This is a genomic window from Paraplanobispora siamensis (genome assembly GCF_016863175.1).
In the GTDB taxonomy this organism is placed as follows: Bacteria; Actinomycetota; Actinomycetes; order Streptosporangiales; family Streptosporangiaceae; genus Planobispora; species Planobispora siamensis.
In genome coordinates this window covers 14,999-30,107 of record NZ_BOOJ01000087.1, presented here as the reverse complement: position 1 = coordinate 30,107, position 15,109 = coordinate 14,999, and the positions used below count along the sequence as shown (strand labels likewise).

Annotated in this window: 11 protein-coding genes; 6 read left to right on the top strand and 5 right to left on the bottom strand. The window is 72.4% G+C overall.

Annotated elements, in window-relative coordinates; translation table 11 throughout:
• The first annotated feature begins 238 nt into the window (after window positions 1-238).
• Entirely contained in the window at window positions 239-466 is a 228-nt protein-coding gene (locus Psi01_RS40720; RefSeq protein ID WP_204069549.1) for an AbrB/MazE/SpoVT family DNA-binding domain-containing protein, read from the top strand.
• The gene (locus Psi01_RS40715; RefSeq protein WP_204069548.1) at window positions 456-929 is read left to right on the top strand and encodes a hypothetical protein; all 474 of its coding nucleotides are present in this window, start codon (window positions 456-458) and stop codon (window positions 927-929) included. Before Psi01_RS40720 ends, Psi01_RS40715 begins: the two co-directional genes overlap by 11 nt.
• A 67-nt stretch (window positions 930-996) precedes the next feature.
• Here Psi01_RS40715 and Psi01_RS40710 read toward each other — a convergent pair whose 3' ends face one another.
• Both Psi01_RS40710 and Psi01_RS40705 read right to left on the bottom strand, forming a co-directional pair.
• Window positions 997-1,893: an alpha/beta hydrolase gene (locus Psi01_RS40710; protein ID WP_239128410.1), complete on the bottom strand. Its 897-nt coding sequence runs from the start codon at window positions 1,891-1,893 to the stop codon at window positions 997-999.
• A 773-nt stretch (window positions 1,894-2,666) separates the two neighbouring features.
• A complete protein-coding gene (locus Psi01_RS40705) occupies window positions 2,667-5,540 on the bottom strand; it encodes a helix-turn-helix transcriptional regulator (RefSeq protein WP_204069547.1) in 2,874 nt (957 codons plus the stop codon).
• 248 nt (window positions 5,541-5,788) lie between these two features.
• On the opposite strand from Psi01_RS40705, the gene Psi01_RS40700 reads away from it, so the two are divergent.
• Complete coding sequence (locus Psi01_RS40700) at window positions 5,789-8,038, top strand: ATP-binding protein (protein WP_204069546.1); 2,250 nt, start codon at window positions 5,789-5,791, stop codon at window positions 8,036-8,038.
• 84 nt (window positions 8,039-8,122) lie between these two features.
• Here Psi01_RS40700 and Psi01_RS40695 read toward each other — a convergent pair whose 3' ends face one another.
• The 3 genes from Psi01_RS40695 to Psi01_RS40685 all read right to left on the bottom strand — a co-directional run bounded on the left by Psi01_RS40695 (window position 8,123) and on the right by Psi01_RS40685 (window position 12,046).
• Window positions 8,123-10,072 (bottom strand): copper-translocating P-type ATPase, encoded by a 1,950-nt coding sequence (locus tag Psi01_RS40695; protein WP_239128409.1) that lies wholly within the window; start codon window positions 10,070-10,072, stop codon window positions 8,123-8,125.
• 64 nt (window positions 10,073-10,136) lie between these two features.
• On the bottom strand, window positions 10,137-11,000 hold the full coding sequence (locus Psi01_RS40690) for an alpha/beta hydrolase (protein WP_204069545.1): 864 nt from the start codon (window positions 10,998-11,000) through the stop codon (window positions 10,137-10,139).
• Window positions 11,001-11,092: 92 nt separating this feature from the next.
• The gene (locus tag Psi01_RS40685) at window positions 11,093-12,046 is read right to left on the bottom strand and encodes an alpha/beta hydrolase (protein WP_204069544.1); all 954 of its coding nucleotides are present in this window, start codon (window positions 12,044-12,046) and stop codon (window positions 11,093-11,095) included.
• A 294-nt stretch (window positions 12,047-12,340) separates the two neighbouring features.
• Here Psi01_RS40685 and Psi01_RS40680 point away from each other — a divergent pair, with 294 nt between their 5' ends.
• The 3 genes from Psi01_RS40680 to Psi01_RS40670 all read left to right on the top strand — a co-directional run bounded on the left by Psi01_RS40680 (window position 12,341) and on the right by Psi01_RS40670 (window position 15,095).
• Window positions 12,341-13,420: a sensor histidine kinase gene (locus tag Psi01_RS40680; protein ID WP_204069543.1), complete on the top strand. Its 1,080-nt coding sequence runs from the start codon at window positions 12,341-12,343 to the stop codon at window positions 13,418-13,420.
• Window positions 13,421-13,562: 142 nt separating this feature from the next.
• Entirely contained in the window at window positions 13,563-14,234 is a 672-nt protein-coding gene (locus tag Psi01_RS40675) for a response regulator (protein WP_204069542.1), read from the top strand.
• Window positions 14,235-14,351: 117 nt separating this feature from the next.
• Window positions 14,352-15,095, top strand: coding sequence for an ABC transporter ATP-binding protein (locus tag Psi01_RS40670; protein ID WP_204069541.1), 744 nt, complete (start codon window positions 14,352-14,354; stop codon window positions 15,093-15,095).
• The last annotated feature ends 14 nt before the right edge of the window (window positions 15,096-15,109 follow it).

Sequence of the window (15,109 nt, the reverse complement as noted above, 5' to 3'; positions counted from 1 at the left end):
GGGGGGAGCGCGTCTGGCCCGGGTCGCATCTTGATCGGCGGGTGTGAGCGGGTGGTGCGACCTTGGGTGGAGGCGGATATCCGACCGTGGGCAGACGCCGGACGGTCTGCCGGGGCGCTATCGCCGCGTGCCCGTCGGGCGCTCCATGGCTTCTTCGATCACTGCACAACACCCGGGGCATGTTGTAGGTTCGATGTGAAAAGTATGAAAAGTAGGAACCATTGCGCATGGAGGCAGGTTGACGCCACCACCACCAGGAAAGCTCGCGGGGACGGCGAAGGTCGGGGATCGCGGCCAGATCGTCATCCCGAAGGACATGCGGGACATGTTCGGGATCGTTCCCGGAGACACGTTGCTGCTGCTGGCGGACGTGGAACGCGGGATCGCAGTGCTGCGCAACGACGACTTCGTCCACCTCGCCGAGACCGTGCTCGACGCCCACAAGGAGCGGAACGATGATGCGTGAGGACGTCGTACCGACCGCGGTGGAGAGCCCCCGGCGAGGCCGCGCGCCATGGCATCTGTGGGTCTTCGGGCTGTTCATGCTCGCGCTCTACATCGGCGGCGCGCGGGACTACGTGCTCACGCTCACCCTGAACCCGGACTACTTGGCCGCCCAGGGCTACGGGGAGCCTCAGATCGGCTACTTCACCGACTACCCGTTCGGTCTCGGCGTCCTGTGGACCCTCAACGTCGTCGGAGGCGTCGTCTCGGCGGCGGCTTCGCTCCTGCGTTCCCGCTGGGCGGTGCCGCTGGCCCTGACGACCGCGCTGGCTCAGCTGCTGCTGCTGATCCTCACGTTCGCCTTCCGGGACCGGTGGGACATCCTCGGGCCGTCGATGAGCCTGTTCGACATCGGCGTCGGCGTCCTGTCCTTCGCGTTCTGGTGGTACTGCCGCGCGATGCTGAGCCGAGCCGTTCTGCGGTGAACGACCTGTTCCAGGTCATGACCGTGGGTTCTCCCGTACGGGAGAACCCACGGGTCGGGAGTCGTCGTCAGACCGCTGACTTGTCGAGGATGGCCGCCACCCCCGCCGCTCTGAACACGTACCCCGCGTGTGTGGTGTCCAGGGTGTGGACGTCGTAGGGGTTGCCGGGAGTCAGCGCGTCGGCCTCGGCGATCAGCCTGTCCTGCATGGCGATCGGAATGGACCGGTCACCGGTGAGGCGGACGTAGGTGCGGGCGATCGTGCCCCAGGTGCCGGCGTGACCACGGGCGTCGGCCGTCATCACCGCGATCGACTCGTCCGGCTGCAGGATGTTCAGGAAGGCCCTGAACTGCTCGTCGGTGACGTCGGCCATGGTCGCCGCCTTGAGACCGGCCAGCAGCTCCGGATCGGCGGTGCGGTAGTTGGCCCGGCCGACGCCGAGCCGGGCCGGGTCTCCGACGTTGAACGCGGCGAGGGACGGCATCAGGCTTTCTGCGAACTCGGGCTCCTGCATGTACTCGATCGGGTTCGACCGTTGCACGCACGCCCACGCGGAGACGTACACCAGCCGATCCACCAGGTCGGGAACCGTGTTGCCGACTCCGGTGAGGGTCGTCCCTCCGAGGCTGGCGCCCACCAGTACCACCGGCCCGTGCCCGGCCACCCGGCGGACGACGTCGACGACCATGTCGATGTTGTCCTGGAGGGTGACCCCGGCCAGCGTCGACGGCTCGGCCGCCCACGCATCGAGGTCCTGCGGAGCCTGGTAGGCGACGGGATACTGCGCGTCGAGGCCGTGCCCCGGCAGGTCGACGGCGAGGCTGCGGTGCCCGAGCAGCGCGAGTTCGCGCTGGACGGAGGACCACATGAAGGAACTGGAACCGGAACCGTGGACCAGCACGAATGTGGGAGCGGTGCCGGACGCGGATCGGGGGTGCGAGGAGTCGGTCGAGATGTATGGCATATGAATCAGTCCGATCGGATTGAAGCGGAGGGAGACGGCACCGGCCCGGACCATGGCGGATCGCCGAGGACGGAACACGGCTGCGTGCGCCGGTGGGCGGGTGCGTGAACGACGGGTCGGCCGGGCGGAACGCGGCGCGCGGAATTCAGGCCGCGACGTCGACGGCGGATCGCCTCAGCGGGATCGCCTCGACCGCCGTCGGTCGCTGAGCGACCGGCGGGACACCGTCTCAGACAGTCCGAAGACGGATGAACGCATAAACCATGATCGAGACCATATCAGGCGGCGGATCTCACGCGCGACGGGAAATCACGAGCTGTGGCGGACCGCTCTGGAGGCCTCCCCTCACCGACGAGGTGCGCGTCGACCTCGACGGCGACGGCGTCTCCGACTGCACCGAGTACCAGGGTCCCTTCCCCACCGCCTGACCTCGACCTCCGAGATCCGGGGCCGGTGACGAACGCCCGTCACCGGCCGGGACGGCGTGGCGGGGGCGCCGAGGCCGCCCAGCCGGGCCGAGGCCTGACGGATGCGGTCGCCGCGTCCCAGGTAGCAGAGGGTCTCGGCGCAGAAGACCAGGTCGAAGCGGTGGCCGGGGTGGTGGCTGAGGATGTCGGCCTCAAGACCGTCGCCTCAGCGCCGAGCACCCCCAGCAAGGACGGAACCGTTCCCCGTACAGACGCCGCAACCCCGGCCCGGCGCGTCTCCAGTCTGCCCAAGAGATCCATGGCCGTGTTCCGACGCACCCGCCCCAGGTCGTCCTTTCTGTCCTGTCAGACTGCGTCATCGCGTGCCGCGCCGTCCCGTGGCATGCGAGCGACCCCCGAGCGAACATAGGGCTCCCGGTGGCGCTCCGGGTGGCTTCCGGGTCCGTGCGGCAAGCGGTCCGCCCGCTTCTGACCGACACCACGGGGGCTGTTCGGCTGCGTTTCGAGGGCGTCGCGCAGCTGGGCGCGTGAGGTGATGCCGAGCTTGGGGAAAAGCCGGTACAGGTGCGTTCCGACGGTGCGGTGCGACAGATAGAGCAGCTGGCCGATCTCGCGGTTGGACAGGCCTTCCGCGGCGAGGCGGGCGATCTGCAGTTCCTGCGCCGTGAGCCGGTCGGAGGCCGGCGGCCGGCGTCTGGCGCTGCTCTCGCCTGCGGCGCGGAGCGCCTGGCGCGCGAGTTCGCCCCAGGGCGGCAGGCCGAGCGCGTCGAACGTCTCGCGCGCCTGCCGCAGCGGTGTCCGTGCCTCGATCGCACGGCGCCGGCGGCGCAGCCAGTTGCCGTACATGAGCAGCAGGCGAGCCCGCGCCACCGGCCACGCCGACAGGTCGGCGGCGAGCGCCTCCTGATAGAGCGGCTCGGCCCGGTCGTCCTCGGCCAGCAGGGCCCTGGCATACCGCAGGCCGATGTGCAGGATGGGCGAGCGGGTCAGCGTCGCCACCTCCTCCAGCCCGGCGACCGCTGCCCGGCCCGCCTCGCGCCGCCCGGCGCCGAGTGCGGCCTCGGCCAGGTCGCCGATCGCCCAGCAGCGGATGAACGGATGGCAGGCCACGTCGCCCCGGTCGAACAGGCGCCACAGGTGGTCGTACGCCGCGGCGTGCCGGCCGGCGCAGAGCGCGGTCACGCCGCGGGCGTACTGCAGCAGGGCGAGGCCGGAGCGGTTGCCCAGCGCGACCACGGTCTTCTCGGCCGCCGCGGCCAGCGCGGAGGCGCGCTGGTGTTCGCCACGCAGCCCGGCCAGCAGCGCCATCACCGTCTGCGCGGCGGCCGCCCAGCGCGGCTGCCCGGTTTCCCCGGCCAGCCGCTCGGCCTCCTCCGCGGCGAGCGTCGCCACCGTCCACTCCGTGCCGTGGACGGTCGTGTACGCCTGGCTCACCAGCGTCTGGGCGAGCAGCCCGAGGCGGCCCTGCGTGCGCAGTTCGGTGATCGAGGCACTGAGGAAGTGCGTGGAGAGATCGAACGCGCCGACGGCCGTGGCCGCCTGTCCGCTCAGCCGGGCGACGGTGGCGTCGGAGCCGGAGAGGTCGGCCTCGGCGAGGCGTTCGATGACGTCCGTCCCGCGCTCGGCCGGTCCGGCGAGGCCGAGCACCGCGAGCAGCCGCGGATCGCCCGGGTCGGCCGACAGCCGTTCGGCCGCGGCGATGACCCGTGCGCGGATCTCCCATCCCGGGTCGGCCCACCAGCAGCGCACCGCCGCCGCACGGACGATGTTCAAGGCGAGCGTGTGATCACCGGCGGCCTCGCAGGCGTCCGCCGTGTCCAGCAGCTCCAGCACCCTGGGCGCCCCCGCGCCGGGCTCCTCCTCCAGCATCTCGCGCAGCCACGTCAGCCTGGCCCGCTCGACGGGGCCCAGGTCCGACCGCTCCACCTGACCGAGCAGCGTACCGACCAGGTCGCCGCGGCCCAGCTCGAAGGTCAGCTCGGCCGCGTGCAGCAGCCGCCGCCCGCGGGTGGACGCCTCCTCGCTCAGCTCGGCCGCCCGCTGCAGCGCGGTCACGGCCACCGGGATCGCGCCGCGTCCGCGCGCGCGGGCGGCCACGGACTCCAGCTCGCCCGCCACCCGCTCGTCTCTTCTGCCTGCCGCGGCCGCCCGGTGCCAGCCTCTGCGGTCGGGGTCCGCGGCGTGCACCACGGCCAGCGCGGCGTGTACGGCCAGCCGCTCAGGGGGTTCGGCCCGCTGGTAGATCGCCGAACGCACCAGGGGATGATGGAAGCGGACGGATCGTTCGTCGAGGTGCACCAGCCCCGCCTCGGCGGCCGGGAGCAGGGCGGCGAACGGGACCGGTGTGCCGGTGATCGTCGTGGCCGCGGCCAGCAGGTCGGCCACCGCGTCACCGTCGTCGGCCGCCGCGGCCAGCAACAGCGTCCGGGTGGAAGCGGGCAGGTCGGCGCTGCGGGCCGCGAACGCCCGCTCCAGCCGTTCGGTGAGCGGCAGGAACTCCGCCTCGGCCCGTCCGGGATCCTCGTGCAGCGCGAGCGGTAACTCGACGAGCGCGAGCGGGTTGCCCATCGCCTCGGCCAGTAACCGCCGGCGCGTCCCCGCCGCCAGCCCGGGAGTCACGGTGTCGAGCAGTGCTTGCGCGGCCTCCGGCGGCAGTCCTCCCAGCCGCAGTTCGGGCAGACCGGATGTGTCGAGGCCGGTGGCGTATCCATCGCGTACCGCCAGGACCAGCGCGATGGGTTCCGACGCGAGCCGCCGGGCGACGAATCCCAGCACGTCCACCGTGGAGCGATCCAGCCACTGGACGTCGTCGACGGTGATCAGCAGCGGCCCGCGGGCCGCCGCCGCGTCGCCGAGCAGGTTGAGGGTGGCCAGCGCGATGAGGAAGAACTCCGGCGATTCGGCCGGCCCCATGCCGAACGCGCCGAACAGGGCCTCACGCTGCCTGGCGGGAAGCACGTCCGCCGACTCCAGCAGCGGCATGAGCAACTGGTGCAGTCCGGCGAAGGGGAGATGGGTCTCGGCCTCGACCCCGGCGGCGACCGACACGGCCATCGCTCGTCGCCCGGCTCCTGCCGCGGCCGCTCGCAGGAGCGCGGACTTGCCGATGCCCGGCTCGCCCCGCACCACGATCGCCCCGCCGCGGTCGTCGATCCCGTCGAGGAGATCGTGGATGACGGCCAGTTCCCTGTCGCGACCGTACAAGGCCCCCAACGTCACCTCCGCATTCTCCCATGGCCGGGTAAGTCGGACATTAAGTCGTCCGGCTGATGAGACCGGGTGGCGGGATATGCCGGCGTACGTCGGTTGACGGCTGCTCATCGGTTACGTACGGCCTTAACCTCTTCGTCGTACTGAAGCCTCTTCGTCGGACTGACGTGAGGGGGAGGGCACCGCAACGGCGCGGGGGGCCGGCGCATCGGATCGCGGACCGGTGGCCGGAGGGCGGGCGGTTTGGAGGAGGACGGATGGTCAGCTCGTTCGGCCTGCTCCTGCGACGGTTGCGGCAGGCCGCGAAGCTGACGATCGAGGAGCTCTCCCACGCCTCCGGCGTGAGCGTGCGGGCCATCAGCGACATGGAGCGCGGGACGAGCCGCGGCCCGCAACAGCGCACGGTGGAGGCGCTGGCCGGAGCCCTACGGCTCGACGACGAGCAGCGGGTGACGCTGTCGGAGGCCGCACGGGCGGGCCGGCCCCGGCCGATGGGTCCGCCGCCGGGTGCGTGTGAGCTGCCTCGCGGTGTGGGGGACTTCACCGGTCGCGCGGAGGAACTGCGGCTGCTGCGCCACCTCGCCGAGCAGGCCGGGACCGGGGAGGCCGCGGTGGTGGCCGCGGTCTCCGGCACCGCCGGAGTCGGGAAGACGGCCCTGGCCGTGCACGCCGCCGGGCAGCTGGCCGAGTCGTTCCCCGACGGCCGCTACTACGTGGACCTGCGCGGCATGGACAGCGTCCCGCTGAATCCCGCAGCGGTGCTGTCACGGCTGCTCAAGGCCCTGGGGGTGCCCGAGCAGCGCATTCCGGGGGATGAGGAAGAGCGCGCGGGACACTACCGCGCCCTGCTGCGTGATCGGCGCTGCCTCATCGTCCTGGACAACGCCGCCCACGAGGCGCAGGTACGCCCGCTGCTGCCGGCGGACGGGTCCGGGATGACGATCGTCACGAGCCGCAAGGTCCTGGCCGGACTGGAGGGAGTCCACCAGGTGCCGCTGGCGAACCTGTCGGCCGAGGAGTCCGTCCGGCTGCTGGGTGCGATCGTCGGCGCGCAGCGGGCGGCGGCCGATCCCGGGGGCGTCGACCAGGTGGCGAAGTTGTGCGGGAACCTGCCGCTGGCACTGCGGATCGCCGGCAACCGGCTGCTGACCCGGCCCGGCTGGACGGTCGGGCAGCTGGCCGCGAGGCTGAGTGATGAGGAACGGCGCGTGGAGTCGCTGTCGGCGGGGGATCTGTCGGTGGCCGCCGCGTTCGCGCTGTCGTATCGGCAGCTGTCGCTCCCGGCCCGGGTGAGCTTCCGGCGGCTGGCTCTGGTCACGGCGCCGGACTTCGGCGTGCCGCTGGCCGCGATCCTGGCGGAAACCGGCCTGGACGAGGCCGAGGACGCCCTGGAAGAACTGGTCGACCTCAGTCTGCTGCAGTCGCCCTACGCGGGCCGTTACCACTTCCACAATCTGGTCCGGCTGTTCGCCCGGGCACGACTGGCGGAGGAGGAGCCCATCGCGCTGCAGCGGCAGGCCCGCCGGCGCATGGACGACTGGCTGCTGGAGGTGGCCACCGTGGCCGGGCGCTGGTTCGAGCCCGACTACGGCGCGTCGCCGCCGGAGTGGCGTTCCCTGGTCACGTTCGGCAGTCAGCAGGAGGCGGGCGACTGGCTACGGGTGGAGGGGACGGCCTGGCTGGAGGCGCTGCACTCGGCGGCTCGTCGAGGCGAGCACGCGACGGTCGTCGAGGTGGCCGATTCGATGTACTGGTTCTCCGACCGGTGGATGCACGCGCCACATTGGCATGAGGTCTTCACCCTCGGCGCCGAGGCCGCCGCCGCCCTGGGCGATCCGGTCCGGCAGGCCAGACTGCTGAACCAGGTGGCCTGGGCGCACCTGGTGCCGAGGGACGACCCGGAGACCGCGCTGAGCTACACGGCCCAGGCGATAGACCTCGCCGCCCGGAACGCCGCCACGGCGCAGCTCGCCTCGGCCCACCACATCGCGGGAGGCGCGCTTCGGAGGCTGGGGCGGCTCGATGAGGCCATCGCGGCGGAGACCCGGGCGGCGGAGATCTTCAAGGCCAACGGCGACGTCGATACCTACAGTCAGTGCCTCGGTGCCCTCGGCACCTGCCTTCGCGACGCCGGACACTACGGCAGGGCACTGGAGCGGTACCTCCAGCTGTGGGCCCTGCTGGACGACGACCGGTCGGGGATCAGGCCGGACGTCGCGGCGTTCACCCGGCCGATCGCGCTGGCCCGCATCGGCGAGTGTCTGGGACTGCTCGGCGACCGGTCCGAGGCGATCACCAAGCTCACCGAGGCGATCGGCCTCATGGAGCAGGCCCGGTTGCCCGTCCAGCAGGCCCGTTCCCTGGAGACCCTGGCGGGCCTGCTGGCCGAGGAGGACCGGACCGATGAGAGCCGCGACGCCTACGCGCGGGCGGCCGAGGTGTACCAGACGATCGGGCACGCCGAGGCGAGCGCCCGCTGCCGCGATCTGGCGGCCGCCGTACCCTGACGCGCAGGGATGCCTCACCGCTGTCGCGCGAGAGCGACGTCGCCGCGGGCCTCGGCCGCCCGGCGGATCCGGGCGGCCGCCGGCTCACCCGCGTGGAGTGAGCCGGACCCGGCGCAGCAGCTGGGCGTTGAGCGCCACCACGACCGTCGAGGCGGACATCAGCAGCGCGCCCACCGCCGGGCTCAGCGCCACCCCCGCCCAGGACAGGACGCCCGCGGCGAGCGGCAGGGTGATCAGGTTGTACCCGGCGGCCCAGGCCAGGTTCTGGATCATCTTGCGGTAGGAGGCCCGCGACAACCGGGCCACGGCGGCCACGCCGCGGGGATCGGAGGAGGCCAGCACGACGCCCGCCGACTCGATGGCCACGTCGGTGCCCGCGCCGATGGCGATGCCGATGTCGGCGCGGGCCAGGGCGGGGGCGTCGTTGACACCGTCGCCGACCATCGCCACGGTCAGCCCGCGGTCCTGGAGCCCGGCGACCGCCCGGTCCTTGTCGGAGGGCAGGACTTCGGCGAAGACCTCGTCGATGCCGAGTTCGGCCGCGACCTTCTCGGCGACGGGCCGGGCATCACCCGTGATCATGACGATGGACGCGATGTCCTCCCGCCGCAGCTCCGAGACGGCCTGCACCGCCTCGGGACGGATCTCGTCCCGCAGGCTGAAGGCCGCGACGGCGCGCGGCTCCGGGTCCAGGGCGATCAGGTGCAGTACGGCGGCGCCGTCGCTGTGGCGTGGCAGACCGTCCGGGACGCGGGCGCCGATCTCGCGCAGCAGCGCCGGGCCGCCCACGGCGTAGGGCACGCCGTCCACGACCGCCCGCACTCCGCGTCCGGGCAGCGGCCGGAAGCCGGTGGCGGGGCGCGGAGCGGAGGCGGCCGAGACGATCGCCCTGGCCAGGGGGTGCTCGCTGACGCTTTCGACGCCCGCGGCCAGGTCGAGCGCCGCCTGCTCGCTCAAGCCGCCGTGGGTGGTGACGTCGGTGAGGGCGTGCGCACCCTTGGTCAGGGTGCCGGTCTTGTCGAACAGCACCGCGTCCACCGTGCGCATGCGCTCCAGCGCCAGCCGGTCCTTGACCAGGATCCCGGCCTTGGCCGCGACCGCGGTGGACAGGGCGACGACCAGCGGGATGGCCAGGCCCAGGGCGTGCGGGCAGGCGATCACCAGGACGGTCACCGTACGCACCACCGCTTCGCGCGGCTCGCCCGCGATCGACCAGACCGCGAAGGTGGCGACGGCGGTCAGGACCGCGACGTAGAACAACGCGGCGGCGAACCGGTCGGCCAGCACCTGGGCGCGGCCCCTGGACTCCTGGGCCTCGGCGACCAGCCGCTGGATCCCGGCCAGCGCCGTGTCCTGGCCGGTGGCCTCCACCCGCACCCGCACGACCGCGTCGGTGGCGACCGATCCGGCCACGACCGTGTCCCCGACGCCCCGGGCGACCGGCGTGGACTCCCCAGTGATCATGGACTCGTCGAGCTCGGCCCGGCCCTCGGTGATCCTCCCGTCGGCGGGGATGCGTCCGCCCGGCCGTACCAGAACCAGATCACCCACGTGCAGGTCGGCGGTCGGGACGCGGCGGCCGTCGGCGAGCTCGGCCTCGTCGGGCAGCAGCGCGGCCAGGGCCGACAGCGCTCCCCGCGCCCGGCCGATGGCCTTGCTCTCCTGCCAGTGGCCGAGCAGCATGACGGTGACCAGCGTGGCCAGCTCCCACCAGAAGTCCAGGTCGAACCAGCCGAGGGTGGTGGCGAGGGAGGCGGCGTAGGCGACGGTGACGGCCATCGAGATGAGCAGCATCATGCCCGGCGCCCGATGGTGGATCTCGTGGAAGGCGCCGGCCAGGAACGGCCGGCCGGCGTAGAAGTAGGCGATCGAGCCAAGGACGGGCCCGGCCAGCCACAGGCCGGGCACGTCCAGGGTGTAGCCGAACCATTCGCCCACCATCGGGCTGGTGACGACCAGCGGCACCGACAGGATCAGGCTGAGCCAGAACCGGCGGCGGAAGACCGCCGGATCATGATGGCCGTGCGCGTTCACGTGCGGGTGCCCGCACGGGCGGCGAGGGCGCGGCCGCGCTTGACGACGGACACGGGGGTTCCTTTCACGGGCCGGCGAAGCGCTGGATGAAGGTCAGGGCGGTGCCGCACACCTCGCGCCAGCCGCTGTCGATGGTCAGGGAGTGGCCGCGGCCGGGCATTTCGATGATCTCGGTGACGTGGTGCTCGTTGCGCGCCTGCTTCTTGTAGGAGGCGTTGGCGATGGCCCAGGGCACCGTGTTGTCCTTCTCCCCGGAGATCAGCAGCAGCGGGCCGCGGTTCTCCGCGGTGCTGTCGACCTTGGTCTCGCTCCACGGGTTGAAGTTGGCGACGGCGGCCTGGAACAGCGGCGCGCCCGGGGCCGGGACGGCGAACGTCTCGTACAGCTGCTTGGCCTCCTCTTCGCCGACGGCGTTGGCGAAGGCGTAGCGGAACTGCTCGTAGGTGAGCGGGACGGCCCGGTGGATGTTGGCCGGGTTGGTCAGCACCGGCGCGGCCGAGCGCAGCGAGGAGACCGGCAGCGGCAGCACGCCCTGGAACGGGGCGGGGTCGATCGCGACCGACGCGATCGACATGCCGCGCCCGGCCAGGATCTGGGTGAGCAGGCCGCCGAAGGAGTGGCCGACGATGGCGGGCCTGCGCTCCAGCTTGCCGATCAGGTCGCAGTAGTGGTCGGCCACCTGGCCGACGGTCTTGTGCGCGAACACCTCGGGGTGGGCGTTGGCCTCGGCCACGGTGTCGGGGTCGTCGGGCCAGCCGGGCGCGACGGGCGCGTAGCCGGCCTCGTCGAACACCTGCGTCCACCGGTCCCAGCTGGTGGGCAGCAGCCACAACCCGTGCACGAAGACGACCGGGATCCGGCCGGAGGCGTTGGCGCGTTCGATCTGGGCGAGGTCACGGGCGTAGGACGCCTGGGAGGTCGATGACATGAATCCGTCCTTGAGATGAGGAGGGGAGAGGGGAGGGGCGATGCGCGGCGGCGGGGTGTCCACCGGGTGCTCGGCGAGGGCGCCGAGACGTCTCAGTTCGTGGCCAGGGCCCGGCGCAGCGTGCCGATGGCCAGGTCGATCGCCGAGTCGGCCGCGTACGTCTCGCGCAGCGCGTTGAGCATGACGAAGTCGTGGATGATGCCCAGGTAACGCACGGCGGTCACCGGCACTCCGGCGGCGCGCAGCTTGTCGGCGTACGCCTCCCCCTCATCGCACAGCACGTCCGCCTCGGCGGTGATGATCAGCGCCGGGGGCAGGCCGGTCAGTTCTTCGGCGGTGGCCCGCAGCGGGGAGGCGGTGATCTCGGCGCGCTGCGCCTCGTCGGTGGTGTACTGGTCCCAGAACCACTGCATGGCGTCCCGGCGCAGGAAGTAGCCCTCGGCGAACCGGTGGTAGGAGCCGGTGTCGAAGGAGGCGTCGGTCACCGGGTAGAACAGCACCTGCTGAACCAGCGGCAGCCCGCCGCGCTGCTTGGCCATCAGCGTCAGGGCGGCGCTCATGTTGCCGCCCACCGAGTCACCGGCCACCGCGATCCGGGAGGCGTCCAGGCCCCTGGCCGCGCCCTCGGCGACGATCCACTGCGCCACCGTCCAGTTCTGCTCGATGGCGACCGGGTAGCGGTGCTCGGGCGACAGCTCGTACTCGGGAAAGACGACCGCGGCCCCGGCGCCCACCGCGAGCTCGCGCACCAGCCGGTCATGGGTGTGGGCGTTGCCGAAGACCCAGCCCGCACCGTGGATGTAGACGACCACCGGCAGCGCGCCCGTGCTGCCCGCCGGGCGGACGATGCGGGCCCTGACCTCACCCGTGGGGCCGCCGGGGACCGTCACCCACTCCTCGTCCACGGCGGGCTTGTCGATCGGACCGGACTGCACGTCGTCGACGGCCTTGCGGCCCTCGCTCGGCGGGATCTGGAACAGGTACGGCGGCTGCGCGGTGGCTTCGGCGAAGGCCTGCGCCGCAGGTTCGAGGACAGGCTTGTCCATGATCGCTCCACAGATGGAAGGAAAGGGGGTCCCAACGAGATCAGCGGTCCGCTGCGTGTGCCTCTGCTCCATCCGGCGGTCACCGGCGGCGCTCGGCTCTCCTGCACGCAATGCAAGCAAGCACCCGGGGGAGACACCATGCAGAACGACATGCGGAACTACGACCACGGCAGGGCGAACCCGCCCGGACGGCTTGATGTACTCCGGCGGAGCCGGACCGTCTCACCGTCCGGCGGAGCGTACGGACTGTGGCTGATATGTGGTCATTCGCCTACGGTGCTTGGCGTGCGGGGGATGATGCGGCCGTTGGTGGACGGCGTCGCGGCGGTCGGCGTCGCGGGGGTTTTCTGGGTGTGGCCGACGGCCGGCGCCGGGACGTGGCCACCGGCGGTGGCGGGGGCGGTGCTGGCCGGGGTGACGGCCGGGGCGATGGTGCTGCGCTGGCGGCTGCCGTTCGAGGCGACGCTGACCGCCGGGGCGGTCACCGTCATCGGCACGGTGCTGGGGGTCTGCCAGGACCCCATGCTGGCTACGGCCTGGTGCCTGTACCCGCTCGCGATCGAGCGGGCACGGCGCACCAGGGCCGTGGCCGGGGTGCTGGCCGGGCTGTTCGCGGGGCTGGCGATGGTCACCGGGGTGCCGGAGGGGGAAGCGGCCGGGCCGGGGCGGCAGGTGGTGCTCGCGGTGGCCGCGCTGAGCGTGGCCTGGCTGCTCGGCACCGCCACCGGCAGGCAGATCGCGATCGCGCGGGAGGCCGAGCGGATGCGGGTGCAGCTGGAGGTGGCGCGGGATGTCCACGATGTGGTCGGGCATGCGCTCGGGACGGTTCTCGCGCAGTCGGGTGTGATCCTCAGCCTGCCGGATGCCCGGGAGGAGGAGTTGCGCGACACGTTGGCGGAGGTGGAGGCGCACGCGCGTAAGGCGTTGGAGGACGTGCAGGGACTGGTGCGCACACTGCGCGTCCCGGACGGTGAGTCGAAGCCCGGCCTGGGCGGGCTCGCGGAGGTCGTCGAGGTGACCCGGGCCGCAGGCGTCGAGGTGGACGCCCGCATCGACGTGGGCGGAGCGATCGACGACGGGGTGGGCGTGGTGGCGTTCCGGATCGCGCAGGAGGCGTTGAGCAACGTGGTGCGGCACGCCCCGGGCGCGCGGTGCACGGTGCGGGTACGCCGGGAGGGCGACGTGCTGGTGGTACGGGTCCGGGACGGTGGCGCCCGGAGGGCGGGCGGCCGGGTGGCGGCCGCCGGTTCGGGGGTCGGACTGCGGGGCATGCGGGAACGGGCCCGGCTGGTGGGCGGAACGGTGGTGTGGGGCGCCCGCCCCGAGGGCGGTTTCGAGGTGGAGGCCCGGTTGCCCGCCGAAAGCGTTTCATGACGGCGGCGGATCGAGGGGGTCGTTCCCGCCGGGCCCGCCTGGGTGGCCGGTCGTCGGCGTCGTCGATCGAGCGGGTCGCCCGGCACGGCCGGCCGTGGCAGCATCGGCGGTGAGCCGATCATGTATTTTCCGGGGGTGGTCCGTGACCGGGTCGCAGCCTGAACCGATCTCCGTCTTCCTCGCCGACGACGACGTGGGGCTGCGCAAGGCGTACCGGAAGCTGTTCGAACGCACCCCCGGTTTCCGGTTCGCCGGAGAGGCCGGAGACGGAGCGGAGGCGGCCCGGCTGGTCGCGGCGTTGAAACCGGCTGTCGCGCTGCTGGACGTGCAGATGCCGGGGACCGGTGGACTGGAGGCGGCACGGCGCATTCTGGCGGAGACGGGCACCCGGGTCGTGATGCTCACCACGTTCGATCTGGACGAGTACGTGCACGAGGCGCTCACTCTCGGCGCGTCGGGCTTCCTGCTGAAGAACGCGTCTCCGATGGAACTGCTGCATGCGGTCCGTACGGTGCACGCAGGGAACGCGATGCTCGCCCCGGAGGTGACCGTGCGGCTGCTGGACCGGTTCCGCCCGCGCCGGCCTGACGAGCGGCACGTGTTCACCCGGCAGGTGCTGTCGGAGCGGGAGTTGCAGGTGATCCGGCTGGTCGCCCGCGGCCGCTCCAACCAGGAGATTGCGGACGAGCTGTGCCTGAGCTTGGAGACGGTCCGTACCTACCTGCGCCGGGTCTTCGCCAAGCTGGACGTCAGGGACCGCACCCATCTGGCCGTGCTCGCCTACGAGGCGGGACTGCTGCACGAGCCGCGTTGACTGTCCGCTTCGACTGTCCGCTTCGACTGTCCGCTTCGACTGTCTACTTCCGGGTGACGCGCCCGCTCGCCGCCTCGCCGGATGCTGAGTGCTCCGACACGAGACACGAGGTGAGGGATGATAGAGGTCGCGCGGCTCACCAAGCGGTACGGCAGAAAACTGGCAGTGGACGACGTCGGTTTCACCGTCAGGCCCGGCCGGGTCACCGGCTTCCTCGGTCCGAACGGGGCGGGCAAATCGACGACCCTGCGCCTGCTGCTCGGTCTGGACCACCCGGACGGCGGCACCGCGCTGATCGGCGGCAGGCGTTATCGCGATCTGCGCCACCCGTTGCGCACGGTCGGGGCGCTGTTGGACGGGGCGGGGCCGGTGCCCGAGCGCCGCGGCGTCGACCACCTGGCCTGGATCGCGCAGAGCAACCGGATACCGCGCCGCCGGGTGCGCGAGGTGCTCGATCTGGTGGGCCTGACCGGTGCGGCCGGGCAGCGGGTGAAGGGCTACTCGCTCGGCATGGGGCAGCGGCTCGGGATCGCCGCGGCGCTGCTCGGCGACCCGGAGGTCCTGGTGCTGGACGAGCCGGTGAACGGGCTCGACCCGGACGGCATCCGCTGGGTGCGCGACCTCCTACGCGAATACGCCGCGTCCGGCCGTACCGTGCTGCTCTCCAGCCATCTGATGGCGGAGACGGCCGGCACCGCCGACGACGCGATCGTGATCGCCGGAGGCCGGATCGTCGCGCACGGCTCGCTGGACGACATCAGCGCGGGACACGAGTCGCTGGAGTCGGCGTTCTTCGCGCTCACCGGGGACCGGAGAGGTCTGGGAGGCCGGGGAGGCCGGGGAGGCCGGGGGGAATGGTGAGGGACCTGGCGGCC